The sequence below is a fragment of the Anaerorhabdus sp. genome (assembly GCF_036641015.1).
Taxonomy (GTDB): Bacteria; Bacillota_I; Bacilli_A; order Erysipelotrichales; family Erysipelotrichaceae; genus Anaerorhabdus.
In genome coordinates this window covers 1-14,281 of sequence record NZ_JAVWFO010000004.1, presented here as the reverse complement: position 1 = coordinate 14,281, position 14,281 = coordinate 1, and the positions used below count along the sequence as shown (strand labels likewise).

At 30.5% G+C, this 14,281-nt stretch carries 10 protein-coding genes; all 10 read left to right on the top strand.

All coding sequences use genetic code 11. The annotated features are described in order from the left end of the window. Window positions 1-29: 29 nt before the first annotated feature. Window positions 30-1,814 carry a diguanylate cyclase domain-containing protein gene (locus RR430_RS01190; RefSeq protein ID WP_332486866.1) on the top strand — a complete coding sequence of 595 codons (1,785 nt, stop codon included), beginning with the start codon at window positions 30-32 and terminating at the stop codon, window positions 1,812-1,814. Between the two features lie 137 nt (window positions 1,815-1,951). Next, window positions 1,952-2,992, top strand: coding sequence for a helix-turn-helix domain-containing protein (locus RR430_RS01185; RefSeq protein WP_332486868.1), 1,041 nt, complete (start codon window positions 1,952-1,954; stop codon window positions 2,990-2,992). A gap of 135 nt (window positions 2,993-3,127) precedes the next feature. Continuing rightward, window positions 3,128-6,913 carry an EAL domain-containing protein gene (locus RR430_RS01180; protein ID WP_332486869.1) on the top strand — a complete coding sequence of 1,262 codons (3,786 nt, stop codon included), beginning with the start codon at window positions 3,128-3,130 and terminating at the stop codon, window positions 6,911-6,913. A gap of 231 nt (window positions 6,914-7,144) precedes the next feature. Continuing rightward, on the top strand, window positions 7,145-8,443 hold the full coding sequence (locus RR430_RS01175; RefSeq protein ID WP_332486870.1) for an HlyC/CorC family transporter: 1,299 nt from the start codon (window positions 7,145-7,147) through the stop codon (window positions 8,441-8,443). Between the two features lie 139 nt (window positions 8,444-8,582). Next, window positions 8,583-9,863 (top strand): uracil-xanthine permease family protein, encoded by a 1,281-nt coding sequence (locus RR430_RS01170; protein WP_332486872.1) that lies wholly within the window; start codon window positions 8,583-8,585, stop codon window positions 9,861-9,863. A gap of 88 nt (window positions 9,864-9,951) precedes the next feature. Then, window positions 9,952-10,671, top strand: a complete 720-nt coding sequence (locus RR430_RS01165) for a 16S rRNA (uracil(1498)-N(3))-methyltransferase (RefSeq protein WP_332486873.1) — start codon at window positions 9,952-9,954, stop codon at window positions 10,669-10,671. Window positions 10,672-10,687: 16 nt separating this feature from the next. Then, window positions 10,688-11,977 carry a tRNA (N(6)-L-threonylcarbamoyladenosine(37)-C(2))-methylthiotransferase MtaB gene (gene mtaB / locus RR430_RS01160; protein WP_332486874.1) on the top strand — a complete coding sequence of 430 codons (1,290 nt, stop codon included), beginning with the start codon at window positions 10,688-10,690 and terminating at the stop codon, window positions 11,975-11,977. A 7-nt stretch (window positions 11,978-11,984) separates the two neighbouring features. Beyond that, on the top strand, window positions 11,985-13,454 hold the full coding sequence (locus RR430_RS01155; RefSeq protein WP_332486875.1) for a UDP-N-acetylmuramoyl-L-alanyl-D-glutamate--2,6-diaminopimelate ligase: 1,470 nt from the start codon (window positions 11,985-11,987) through the stop codon (window positions 13,452-13,454). After that, the gene (gene deoC / locus RR430_RS01150) at window positions 13,441-14,106 is read left to right on the top strand and encodes a deoxyribose-phosphate aldolase (RefSeq protein ID WP_332508571.1); all 666 of its coding nucleotides are present in this window, start codon (window positions 13,441-13,443) and stop codon (window positions 14,104-14,106) included. Before RR430_RS01155 ends, deoC begins: the two co-directional genes overlap by 14 nt. 63 nt (window positions 14,107-14,169) lie before the next feature. Beyond that, window positions 14,170-14,281: 30S ribosomal protein S21 (gene rpsU / locus RR430_RS01145; RefSeq protein ID WP_332483147.1), on the top strand; the 112-nt coding region annotated here is incomplete at its 3' end.

The window sequence follows — 14,281 nt, the reverse complement described above, 5'->3', positions numbered from 1 at the left end:
ATTTGATGGAACTAGTGGAGGCTATATGTATGGCTAGTAAACAAGAATTTTTAACACTTTTCAAAGAAAATTTAGAAAAAAATATAGCTTCTAATAAAGATAATATTTTAGAAATAATTGACAGTGGATTAAAAGAAAATTTCCAAGATGGTATCTTAATTGTAAATAATGATGAAGGAACAACAACTCCTGGATTTTTAAATTATTCTATTTCTAATTATAAAATTAATTATTTAAATGATAATTCAGCATTATTAACTGGGCAAGTTGAACTATATTATGTTGATGATCTTGAAATGATTAATAAACATAGCATAACTCAAACCATTATTACGTATAAATTGAATGATAATTGGGATACAATTTTTACACAAATTATGCCATTAAGTTTTGGTTCATTGAGTAAAATAGATTATCAAAGTGTTGATGAAGGTTTAGATCGTATTAGATATAAAATGTTTAGTGATGGATTAACGGAAGTATTAAATCGTGAAGGTTTTGAAGCGAGAGCAACTAAACTATTACAAAACTATAATCCAGAAAATGTTACAGCTCTATTTATGATTGATTTAGATGATTTCAAACAAATTAATGATAATCTAGGACATCCCATTGGTGATTTAGTACTTAGACAAGTTGCGAACACATTGAAAAAAATATTTAGAAATAGTGATGCTGTTGGGCGTATGGGTGGCGATGAGTTTATGGTAATGCTAAATGGTAATTTTTCGCAACGTTTATTGCAACGCAAAGCAGAAGAATTATTATCATCAATAGCGATTGAAGTAGACAAAGAAATTATTCCAGTGTCAGTTAGTATAGGTCTAGCATATGGAAAAAGTCATGTCACTTTTGAAAAACTATATCATATGGCAGATACTGCTTTATATAGATCTAAAAAAAGTGGAAAATGTTGTTATCACGCAATTAATGTAGATACTAATTTTGAACAAATATCTTTTGATAGTTCAAATGATATTATTTCTTTACAAACTCTTATAGACAATAATGGTAAAATAAATAAAGTTGAGGGAAAAACTCCTTATGATGTACTTGTTGAAAACATACCAGGCAGTGTACTTATATTCTCGTTTACTGATCGAGTTAGAATTATGCATGTAAATAAATGGACAAGTAGATTTACAGGATATTCAATTGAAGAACTAAATGATTTACAAAAAGATGATATTATGAGTATTACGCATCCTGATGATCAGCCGATGTTAAAAGAAATTATTAGTAAAATCTATGGTGGTTTAGATGAAGTTCATTCGATTTTTAGATTGAAAAGAAAAGATAGTAGTTATGTACATGTGGCAATTGATGCTTCGATGACAGAAAGAACTAAAAATGAAATTATATTTCATGGTATTGAAACAGATGTAGAAGAATTGTTTAAGCTAAAACAAGAAATTGAAATAGCTCATAAACGGTTATCAAATTTGCTTGACACTATACCGACAGGTGTATTGGAAATCATCATTACGGATAATAATCTATCGTTAGTGCATTGCAATAATTGGGTTGCTCGTTTTCTTGGATATACTCAATTAGAACTTAATAATATGGAAGAGAATAACCCATATGCTATTGTATTTGAAGATGACTTAAGGGATGTTATTGAAGGTATAAAGCGAATGAAGATTGCAGAAGATAGGGTAGAAATATTCTATCGCTTAATTGCTAATGATGGCTCACTACATCCTGTGTTTATTGTTGCGACATTAACTGAAAAAACTGATGATAAGATAATTTATCATGGAGTAGTAGCTAGCGTTCATCGTGAATTTAAGTCAAAAGATATATTGATCTAGAAGGATAAACGGTCGTTTATCCTTTTAACTTGAAGTTAATAAAAATTATTATAACTTAATTTTGATTCAATTGTATAAATGGAGATGTTTAGTATAATTTAAGTATCAAAAGACTTTTGACTAAATGGAGAATAAAAATGAAAATAAATGAAGTAATTAAGAAAAAAAGAAAAGAGCTTGGATTAACACAAGAAGAGATAGCGAAATGCTTAAATGTTTCGACACCAGCTGTTAACAAATGGGAATCAGGAGTTACTTATCCTGATATTACTTTAGTTGCACCTTTAGCTCGATTATTAAAAGTAGATTTGAATACATTATTATCATTTAAAGAAGAATTGAGTGATAAAGAAATTGCTGCGATGTCAGAAAAAATTGCTCAGAAATGTTATACAGATTTTAATTTAGCATATGATGAAGCTATGGATATGATTAGTGAATACCCAAATTGTAATAAGCTAATATATATGCTTGTAGTAATGCTTATTGGTGGCAAATCATTGAGTAATCAAGAAATTGAAAAAGATAAAGATAAGCATCTTTACGACTTATTAAGGTTGCTTGAAGAAAGCAATGATGCGGAAATTAAAATTTATGCATCACATATGCTTGCAGTAGATGCGCTAAAAAATAAGGAATACAAACAAGTAGAAGAACATTTGAAGCGTTTACCACAACAACGGATTGATTCAAAACCACTAGAAATAACATGTTATACAAATCAAAAGAAATATGATGAAGCAACTGAGATCATTCAAAAAGAAATCATGTTATTAGCCAACAAAATTGAAAACTATATATTTATGGGATATCAAATAAAACAAGAATTAAATGATTTGGAACAAGCTGAATACTATAAAAAATTACTTAATGATTTTAATGATTTATTAGGGATTAACAATCTTATAATTCTGACCGCAAAGATTTCTAAAGGGATGCAGATAAATGATATGGAAGCATTTATGTCTCAATTAGAAGAATATTTTGAAAATCTTGAAAAACCTGTTGTTTATAACAGAATAATTTATGATCATGTACCACTAAAAGATGGTAAATTTGATAAAAAAATGATCCAATCAATGTTACTTAAATATGCAAGTGAAATAAATGAAGTGGATTTGCTTAAAGAACCTAGATTTATTAAACTACTAAATAAATACGAAGAAAATGTTGACTAATCAACATTTTTTCACTTTTTAGAGGTATATCCTTATTATGGTGTTTAAAATGAATACAATATGTTGTATATTTACAATATACAAAGAAGAAGTTAAAAGGATATCTTGTTTCTAATAGAAAGGTAGGTGTGTTATTTGGACGGGGAAAACACATTAAACTTACTTCCTGAATTCATTTTCCAAACACTAATAGGTAATAATTCTGACTATATTTATATTGTTAATCTTTTAGATAATGATTACTACTTATCAGATAATATGATTGAAGATTTTGCAATAGATAAAAAAGGAAAAGATTTTTATGATAAATGGAGTTCTTTCATACATAAAAAGGATTTAAGTATTCTTGATAATTATATTGAAAATGGTGTAACTAATAAAAGAGATAAAATGGAATGCACTTATCAAGTTACTACTAACCAAGGAATGGAAATATGGTTAAAGGAAACTACTTTTATTAATTATAATAGTAAGCAAGAACCTGTTTTAATTATCGGTATTTTGCATAGTTTATCAGGAGAAGGAATAATTGATAATGTAACAGGGTTATTAATGCATGAGAAGTTAGAAGAACATTTTGATTTGTTAAAGCAAAATGGAGTTGATTTAACAGGAACGGTAATGTTAATTGGTATTGATAATTTTAAGTTAATCAATACATTAAATGATCATAATTTTGGTGATTTAGTATTAAGGATTACAGTTCAAGAATTAATGAATTTATTACCAGAAGATGTTTTAATTTATCGATTTGATGGAGATCAATTAATTTTGTTTTCTAGTAAATGTTCAATAACAGATTTCGTAGATCTTTATGAAAAAATAAATAAATATACAAATACTCCACATAATTTAGATAACTTATCATATAGATTTACTCTTTCATCAGGGATTGCATCATTTCCTAATGATGGGGATACGTGGGCAGAGTTAGAAAAAGCTGTATCTACCGCTCTTGAGTATTCTAAGCGTAATGGAAAAAATCAATGTACAATCTTTAAAAATGAAATGCTAATTAAACGTATGATTGAACAATCTTTAAAGAATGATTTGGCAAACAGTGTTAATCATGACTTTGAAGGTTTTAATGTTGTTTATCAACCAATCTGTTTTGCACAGAATTTAAAAATTAAAGGTGCAGAAGCATTATTAAGATATGAAATACCAGGAAAAGAAGTAGTAAGTCCTACCACATTTATTCCAGTGTTAGAAGAGAACGGATTAATAAGTAAAGTCGGTTTATGGGTTTTGGAGAAAGCTATTCAAACATGCAAGTTGTGGGTTGCTTTTTTACCTAACTTTGTGATGAATGTTAATGTTTCTTATCTACAACTTTATGATTCGAATTTTTGTGAAAATGTTAAGTCTCTACTTGATAAATATGAATTAGATTCTAAACATTTAACATTAGAATTAACGGAAAGTTACTTTATTACTGAAGCATCAAAAGTGAATGAAGTATTGGAAGATTTAAAAAACTTACATTTACAAGTAGCGATGGATGATTTTGGTACTGGTTATTCATCCTTAGCGAGTCTTGCACGTTTTAATGTAGATGTTGTTAAGATTGATCGCTCATTTATCAAATCATTAAATAAGAGTAAGTATAATTATGATTTTGTTGATTCGGTTATACGACTATGTCATAACGCAGGTATGAAAGTATGCATCGAAGGTGTAGAGACAAGAGGTGAGCAGGAGTATATATGTTTATTAAATTCTGATTTTATTCAAGGATTTTATGTTGCTCAGCCAATAGTTGAGGCTGAATTCTATGAGAAATATATCTTACAACCAATGGCAAACGATAAATTAGTTGTTACACCAGATACTAAATTATTTCATGAACAATTAATCAAAGATAAAGATATTCTATTAGCGATGATTGACTCAATACCATTATCATTGATTTTTTGGAATCGTGATTCAAGAATAATGGCGTGTAATATTCGTGTTCTTGATATGTTCAATGTTGATTCTTATCAAGAATTTAGCGCTAATTATTTTGAGTTATCTCCTAAATATCAAGATGATGGTAAGTTAAGTATAGATAAGATGGGTGAGTATGTTACTCGCGCTTTTGATGGCGAGCCTGTTCAAGTTTATTGGAAACATTTAGATAAATGTAAAAGAGAATTTCCAGTGGAGATTCGTTTTGTTAGGATTCCATATATGAATGATTACGTTGTACTAAGCTATACTCGTGATATGAGTGAGCAAAGTAAAATGGAAGAAAGCATTAAAAAATTTAGTAGTAGATTAAAAGCAATTTTAGATGCATCTCCGCTATGTTTGAATTTATGGAATCAAAATTTTGAAAATACAATGTGTAACAAAGAAGCGGTCAAATTATTTGATTTAGATAATGAAGAAACGTATACAAAGCATTTCTTTGAACTATCACCTCCAATTCAACCAGATGGGTCAGATACAAATGAGAAATCAATTAGAAAAATTAAAGAGGCATTTGAAACAGGTTATTCTAATTTCTTTTGGATGCATCAAAATATGTCTGGTAAGAAAATACCTGCTGAGATCAATTTGGTGAGAATTGATGGCTTAGGAGATAATGGTGAACCTCTAGTAGCTGGTTTTACTAGAGACATGAGTAAACAAATTGAGTTAGAAGAAAAGAATGCAAAGTTTAATCTGAGACTTAAGGCTATTTTAGATGCAACACCGTTATGTATCAATTTATGGAACACGAAGTTTGAAAACACGATGTGTAATAAAGAAGCAGTCAAATTATTTGATTTAAATAGTGAGAAAGAATATATTGATAATTTCTTTAATTTATCACCAAAATATCAAAAAAATGGTAGATTAAGCGATGAAATGGCCGTTGAAAAAATAGCGGAAGCTTTTGAATATGGTTTTTCACGATTTGAGTGGCATCATTGTAAGTTAAATGGAGAAATAATTGAATCTGAAATTACTCTAGTTCGTATGGAGGCAATAGATGATGAGTCAGGCATATTAGTTGCTGGATTTACGCGTGATATTAGAACTCAAGTAGCTGTAGAGAGAATACAACAACAAACTTCAGAAAGAATTAGAGCGGTATTAGATTCTATGCCTCTTGCCTGTATATTATGGACTATTGATTTAAAACTAATTGACTGTAATAAAGTTATAATAGAGTTACTTGGCGCTGATAGTAAGCAAGATGTATTGGATAATTTTGAAAGTTTTATGCCTATGAAACAACCTGATGGCGAATATAGCTTAATTAAGAAGGACAAGATGTTTGAAGAAGTTCTTCGTAAAGGTGTTAACAATTTTGAGTGGGTATATAACTCAAAGAATGGGGATAAAATTCCAGCGGAAGTAACATTAGTAAAACTTAAACTTGAGACTGAAGATATTATTGTAGCGTATAGTCGAGATTTAAGAGAGTTTAACAAAACACTTGAATTAAATCAACGCTTGTCTAATATTGCGTATAAAGATGTATTAACAGGATGTTCGACAAGAATTCGATTTATGGAGAAACTGGATAACTATTTCTTGCATTTAACGAATGAGAGTCTTGCTTTATCAATTTTTGATATTGATTATTTTAAAACGATTAATGACAACTATGGCCATACTGCTGGAGATTTGATGTTACAGACAGTAGCTAGTACCATTGAATCGATATTACCATCTGAAGTTATGCTAGGTAGATATGGTGGCGATGAGTTTTTAATTTTGCATATAAATAAAACAGAAAATCAAATTCAAGAAATATTGAATAAATGTGTTAAAGCAATTAAGGATATTAAACTAGAGTATAATGGCAAGATAATTACGACTTCAATAAGTGTTGGAACAACATATAAACGTGATACTGATAAGTCAAGTTTGGAATTATTTGATCGTGCGGATAAAGTTTTATATGAAGCAAAACAGAGTGGAAGATGTTGCAGCAAAATACTATAATCAAAGGCTTAAATCATTACAAATTTGCACTAAAGTAACTGGGGTGCTATAATAATTCCAGTATTTTGAAAGGATGTGTGAAAATTGGACGATTCACCTATACCCATTAGGCTTAGGGAAAACTATCTTGTTATTTCCCTTGAAAAACTCAATATAAAGCAAAGATTGCATTTTATGCGTGCCTAATTAAGTACGTTATTTAGTATTGAGGTTACATAGAGGAGAGAAAAAATGGATAGTCATGTACAATTTTTATTAATAATTTTAATCGTTTTAATAATGTTTTCTGCATTTTTTAGTGCTACGGAAACAGCTTTTTCGTGTTCAAATAGAATACGTTTAAAAAATATGTTGAATAATGGTAATAAAACTGCTGGTCGTGTTTTAAAACAATTGGATAACTATGATAATTTAATATCAACAATTTTAATTGGAAACAATATTGTAAATATTGCGAGTGCTACTATAGCGACAGTTATCTTTACTAAAATTTATGGAGATACAGGAGCGTCAATCTCAACTTTAGTAATGACAATTGTTGTATTGATATTTGGTGAAATTACACCTAAAAGTATGGCAAAAGAAAATCCTGAACAATTCGCAATGTTCAGTAGTAGTTTTATACAAGTGTTAATTGTAATTTTTGTTCCGTTAAACATACTATTTACATGTTGGAAAAATTTAATTAAGAAGTTGTTTAAATTTAAACAAGAAGATACAGATACTCAAGATGAGTTATTGACAATGGTGGAAGAAGCAGAGAGTGAAGGTAATTTAGAGGCTCATGAGAGTGATCTTATTAGTGCTGCAATCGAATTCAATGATTTGGATGTTAAAGATATTTTGACACCACGTGTTGATTTAATTGCGGTTGATATTAAAAGTCCTCTTAATGAAATTGAAAAAGTATTCCGTTTTAATTCATTTTCACGTTTACCAGTATATGAAAATTCAATTGATAATATTGTTGGATTTATTCATGAGAAAGATTTTTATAATTTGTATTACAATGAAAAAGGTCAATTAAAATCTATTATTAAGACATTAATATTTACGAACTTGCACGTTAAAATATCTGGTCTATTAAAACAATTACAAAGTTCTAAAACTCATATGGCGATTGTGTTGGATGAATACGGTGGGACATCAGGGATTATTACCTTAGAGGATATCTTAGAGGAATTAGTTGGTGATATTTGGGATGAGCATGATGTAGTCGTTGAATATTATAAACAATTAAGTGATAACGTATACCTTGTTGAGTGTGATGCGGAACTTGAAGATATGTTTGAAAGATTTGATGTGAGAACAGAAGAAGAGTTTGAAATGATTACTGTTTCAGGATGGGTAATTCATAAACTTGAACATATTCCTACTATTGGAGAGAAGTTTAGCTATATGAATTTAGATATCGAAGTGACTAGATCTGATGCTAGAAAAGTAATTGAAGTTCAAGTTACGGTAAATGAAATAGTAGATGAAGATGAAAAAGAGAAGAAAAAAACAAGTAAAGGCTTTTTCGTTGAATAAGCTTGTGCTATAATGAGCGCAAGGATTCTTTAAATTGACACGAGATGTCAGAAAGATAAAGCAAAATTTGCACAATCTAAAGATCCTTAGGGGTCTTTTTTTCATGAAAAAAAAGACCATTTGAAAGGGGAGACAGAAAATGTCACAAAAAGTAGAAATGACTCTCGATGTAAACGAGAAACCAAAACCAGCACAATGGGCACTACTTAGTTTTCAACATGTATTCGCAATGTTTGGAGCAACAATCTTAGTACCTATCCTTACAGGATTTCCAATTTCGGTAGCTTTATTTGCTTCAGGAATTGGCACAATTATTTATTCAATTATTACAAAGTTTAAAGTACCAGTTTATTTAGGATCAAGTTTTGCTTATATTAGTGCGGTTGTAATCGCGGTAGAAGCAATGGGTGGAAGTGTAGATGCTTCTCAAACGGGATTGATGTTAGTAGGGTTAATTTATGTTGTTGTAGCAATTATTATTAAATTTGTTGGAAAAGATTGGATTGATAAATTACTACCTCCAATTATTATTGGACCTATGATTGCGGTAATCGGATTAGGGTTAGCAGGTAATGCTGTAAGTAATGCAGGTTTTGTTGAAGGTGGGGATTGGAAAGCAATGTTAGTTGCAATCCTTACATTTGTAATAACAGCATTTATTAGTACTAAAGCAAAAGGATTCTTTAAAATAATACCGTTTCTTTGTGGAATTATTTGTGGATATTTAATTGCTTGCGCTTTGGGGATTGTTGATTTCTCTCAAGTAACAACAGTTTTAGAATCAGGTAAGTTCTTTGCTTTACCAGATTTCATCTTACCATTCCAATTTGGTAATTTTAGAACATATAATTTGTATTTTGGACCTGAAACATTTGCAATTTTACCAGTAGCAATAGTTACTATTTCTGAACATATAGGGGATCACACTGTATTAGGTAAAATTTGCGGACGTAACTTCTTGAAAGATCCAGGACTTGATAAAACATTAATGGGTGATGGTATTGCGACAAGTATATCAGCATTCTTAGGCGGACCTGCAAATACTACTTATGGTGAAAATACTGGTGTTATTGGAATGACAAAAGTTGCATCTGTTTATGTTACAGTTGGGGCAGCATGTATCGCAATTGTATTATCTTGCTGTACTATCGTTGCGGCGTTTATTCAAACTATACCTAATGCTGTATTAGGTGGTATGAGCATTCTATTATATGGTGTTATTGCTTCAAATGGTTTACGCGTGTTGATTGATAATAATGTAGATTTTACAAAACAAAGAAATTTAATCATTGCAAGTGCAATGTTAGTTATTGGTTTAGGCGGGGCATTACTTCCTCTTGGTAAGTTTGTTACACTAAGTGGTACTGCTTTATCTGCAACTATTGGAATTATCTTAAACCTAGTTTTACCAAAAGAATAATGATTTTGTGGCACGGGGGAAACCTCGTGCTTTTTATTTTGTAGTAAATTTGGTACACTATACAGGTAATAAAAGAGCGGAGAAGTGTATGCAACAATATTTTGTACAAGGAGAAATAACTGTTAATTCGACTTTTGAGTTTGATAAGGAACAAAGCCATCATATTCAAGATGTTTTAAGAATGAAAGAGGGTACAATAGTACGCCTTGTAAATCAACAACAAGATGCAGGATTCGCTAAGATACAATATCAAAATAAGCAAGTTATGGGTACAGTCTATGAAGTTGATCCTAATAATACTGAAATGAAATGCAAGGTAACACTTTGTGTTGGATTGATTAAAAAAGAAAAGTGGGATTACTTACTTCAAAAATGTACAGAACTAGGAGTAAGTTGTATTGTGCCATTTGAATCAAGTAGAACGGTTGTAAAAGCAAAAGATGAGAAAGTATCAAAAAAGTTAGAACGATGGAATAAAATTGTTCAAGAAGCATCAGAGCAATCGAAACGCAATGGTATCGTAACAATTGTAGAACCAATATCATTTAAAGATATTAAAAAATATAAACAAACTTTAAACTGTGTTGCATATGAAGATGCAAAATACACTGGTGAAAAATTAAGAGATTTATTAAAAGAAACAAGTTCAGTGACATTAGTTATTGGGCCTGAAGGTGGTTTTGATCAAAATGAAATAGATTCATTAGTAAAGGATGGATTTCATTGTATTTCATTAGGGAAAAGAATATTAAGAGCGGAAACTGCGGCAACATATGCACTTAGTGCTATTGATGCAATTATAGAATAGTATGGAAGGTGAACCAATGATACGATATGCCATATCATGTTTAGGATGTAAGGTTAATACATATGAAGCTGAGAGTATTAGTCAGTCTTTAAAATTAAAGGGATATATTGAAGTGGGTTTTAAAGAAACAGCAGATGTATATTTAATATTTACTTGTGCAGTAACGAATACGGCAGCAAGCAAATCACGACAAAAGATAAATCAAGCTATTCGCTTAAATGAGGATGCTATTATTTGTGTTGTTGGATGTTATGTTCAAATTAATGCCGAAAACATGAAGGAAAATGAACACATTGATATTCTTGTTGGTTCAAGCCATAAACAAGATATACCAAGACTAATAGAAGAAACATTAAGTAAGAAAGAAAAACATGTATTAGTAGAAGATGTAAGAGAAAATGCAGATTTTGAAACATTAAGCTTATCGCATTTTGAACATCAAACACGTGCATATATGAAAATACAGGACGGATGTAATCAATTTTGTAGTTATTGCATCATTCCATATGCTAGAGGGAAAGAACGCTCATATCCTTTAGAAAAAGTTGTAGAAACAGCTCGAAAATTATCAGTTAATCATAAAGAAATAGTATTAGCGGGTATTCATACTGGTAGATATGGACATGATATAGATTTAACTTTAACAAAATGTTTAAAGGAAGTATTAAAACAAGCACCATTATTAGAGCGCATTCGAATATCATCGATTGAAATTACTGAAATTACAGATGAGTTAATTGAATTAATGAAGCAAGATAACAGGATTGCAAGGCATTTACACATACCGATTCAATCTGGATGTAATGAAACACTTAAAAGAATGAATAGACCATATACGAAAGAAGAGTTTATTGCGCGAGTAAATGAAATTCGAAATGAACTACCACATGTATCAATTAGTACTGATTTAATTGTAGGATTTCCTCAAGAAAGTGAGGAAGAATTCAATGAGACTATAAAAACTATTCATGATTGTTCATTCTCTTTTATGCATGTTTTCCCATTTTCTAGTAAAACTGGAACGGTTGCTGAGAAAATGAAGGGTCAAGTAATAGATAAAATTAAAAAAGAGCGAGTACAAACTTGTAGTAACCTATCAAAAAATTTATACTATACATATAAGGCTTCGTTTATAAATAAGGAAGTTTCAGTATTAATTGAGGAACATAGGGGAGATAAATCGTTTGGGCATTCAAGTGAATATTTACCAATAACGATTGAAGGTATACATCCGCATAATCAATTTGTAGATGTAGTAGTAACTCATTTAATAAATGATGAGCTTATTGGAAAAGTAAAGGGGTGACTGTTGCATGAAATTAAATTCAATATTTGAAAATGCACCAGAATTAGAAATACAAGGTTTAATGTCTGATAGTAGAAAACGCAGACCGAATTCAATTTTCTTTTGCGTTAAAGGAATGATGAATGATGGGCATCGCTTTGTTGATCAAGCAATTAAAAATGGTGCAGTATGTATTGTGTATAGTGATCCAATTGAAAATATAGATCCATCAATAACATATGTAAGGGTTAAAGATGTATTAACAGCATATAATCAAATTGCTAATATATTTTATGATGGACCATCAGAAAAACTTGTTATTTTTGGAATAACAGGTACAAATGGAAAGAGTTCAGTTGCCAATTTAATTCGTAATATATTAAATGACACTGTACCCACTGGATATATTGGAACTATTTCAATAGAATATGGTAATGTAAAACTACCTCCATTATTAACTACACCGGAAATAGATGATTTACATGGTGTACTGCATGATATGGTAGAAGCAGGTATGAAAGCCTGTGCACTTGAGGTAAGTAGTATTGGATTAGAACAACGAAGAGTTGATACAATTGATTTTGATGTTGCTATCTTTACTAACTTAACACATGATCACTTAGATTATCATGGTACTATGGAAAACTATTTTTCTGCTAAGAAAAGCTTCTTTGATAAACTTAAGTCATCTGGAGTTGCTATTACAAATGCTGATGATCCATATGGACTTGCAATTGTAGAAGATACTAAGGGTAAAGTAATTACGTATGGTATAAATAAAGAAGCTGACTATCAAGCTGTTGATATTCAAATACTAAAGAATGGAACGAATTTTACATTAAAAAATCACAATGATGAATATCGTGTTGAAACTAATTTAGTTGCAACATTCAATATTTATAACTTATTGGCATCTATTGCAGCACTTCATTCGAAAGGGATTGCTATGGATGCGATTCTACCAAAACTAAATCGCTTTGAGCAAATTGAAGGTAGAATGGAAAGAATTGATGAGGGACAACCCTATAATGTAATTGTTGACTTTGCTCATACACCAGATGGTATTATGCAAGTAATGGAGTATGGTGCTAGAATCACCCCAAAAGAAAATCGAATTATTGCGGTGTTTGGCTCTGCTGGTAAACGTGATTTCAAGAAACGACCAGTATTTGGTGAGATTGCTGACAAGTATTGCGATATGATTATCTTAACGGAAGATGATCCTCGTGATGAAAGAGTATATGATATAGCGCAAGAAATTGCATTGGGTATTAAGAAAACAAACTATATTATTGTTGAAAGTCGATTTGATGCAATACGACAAGCAGTTGAAATGGCAAATAGAAATGATACAATATTAATTCTTGGTAAGGGTGATGAAATATTCATGTACGGAGAGTTTGGACGAGAACCTTATTTAGGTGATCATCGAGTTGCAAGAGAAATGATAAAAAAATACTATTATGGTGAAGGAGATATTACAAATGAAATTGAATAAAACAATTGATCACACATTATTAAAACAAAACAGTACTGAATCACAATTATTACAATTATGTAAAGAAGCAAAGGAATATGATTTTGCAACAGTATGTGTAAATCCATGCTGGATTGAATTTTGTAAAAAAGAATTAGCAGGAACAGATGTTGGTGTATGTACAGTTATCGGTTTTCCTTTAGGAGCTATGACTACCGCATCAAAAGTATTTGAAGCTAAAAATGCAGTGGAAATTGGTGCTGATGAAGTGGATATGGTTTTAAATATCGGGGCATTAAAAGATAATAAAATGGATTATATAGTTAATGAAATTAGGGTAATTAAAGAAGCAGTAGGAAATCATTGCTTAAAAGTTATTATTGAAACATGCCTATTAACTGATGAAGAAAAAGTGAAAGCTTGTAATGCTGTAGTTGAAGCTGGAGCAGATTTTGTTAAAACATCTACTGGATTCTCAACATCAGGCGCAACAATTGAAGATGTTAAATTAATGAAAGAAACGGTTCAAAATAAATGTAAAGTTAAAGCTGCAGGTGGAGTTCGTAGCTATGATGATTTAATCAAAATGATTGAAGTTGGTGCCGACCGAATTGGAACAAGTAGCGGTGTAAGTCTTTTACAAGGTGAAAAAGTTCAAAATAATGCTTATTAATATTGCTTTTTAATATGTGATTCGGTATAATATCAATGCATGCATCAGAAGGGGGGTTAACAAATGCCAAGAGTTGTACTTAAAGAGAACGAAGGACTAGATGACGCTTTACGTCGTTTTAAACGTCAAGTTTCTCGCAACGGAACCCTTGCTGAGGCTCGCAAAAGAGAGTTTT

Excerpts from the sequence above, each read along its gene's own strand:
- RR430_RS01190 (WP_332486866.1), top strand. The coding sequence starts at position 30 with ATGGCTAGTAAACAAGAATTTTTAACACTTTTCAAAGAAAATTTAGAA.
- mtaB (WP_332486874.1), top strand. The coding sequence starts at position 10,688 with ATGATACGATATGCCATATCATGTTTAGGATGTAAGGTTAATACATAT.
- RR430_RS01165 (WP_332486873.1), top strand. The coding sequence starts at position 9,952 with ATGCAACAATATTTTGTACAAGGAGAAATAACTGTTAATTCGACTTTT.
- RR430_RS01170 (WP_332486872.1), top strand. The coding sequence starts at position 8,583 with ATGTCACAAAAAGTAGAAATGACTCTCGATGTAAACGAGAAACCAAAA.
- RR430_RS01175 (WP_332486870.1), top strand. The coding sequence starts at position 7,145 with ATGGATAGTCATGTACAATTTTTATTAATAATTTTAATCGTTTTAATA.
- RR430_RS01155 (WP_332486875.1), top strand. The coding sequence starts at position 11,985 with ATGAAATTAAATTCAATATTTGAAAATGCACCAGAATTAGAAATACAA.
- deoC (WP_332508571.1), top strand. The coding sequence starts at position 13,441 with ATGAAATTGAATAAAACAATTGATCACACATTATTAAAACAAAACAGT.
- RR430_RS01185 (WP_332486868.1), top strand. The coding sequence starts at position 1,952 with ATGAAAATAAATGAAGTAATTAAGAAAAAAAGAAAAGAGCTTGGATTA.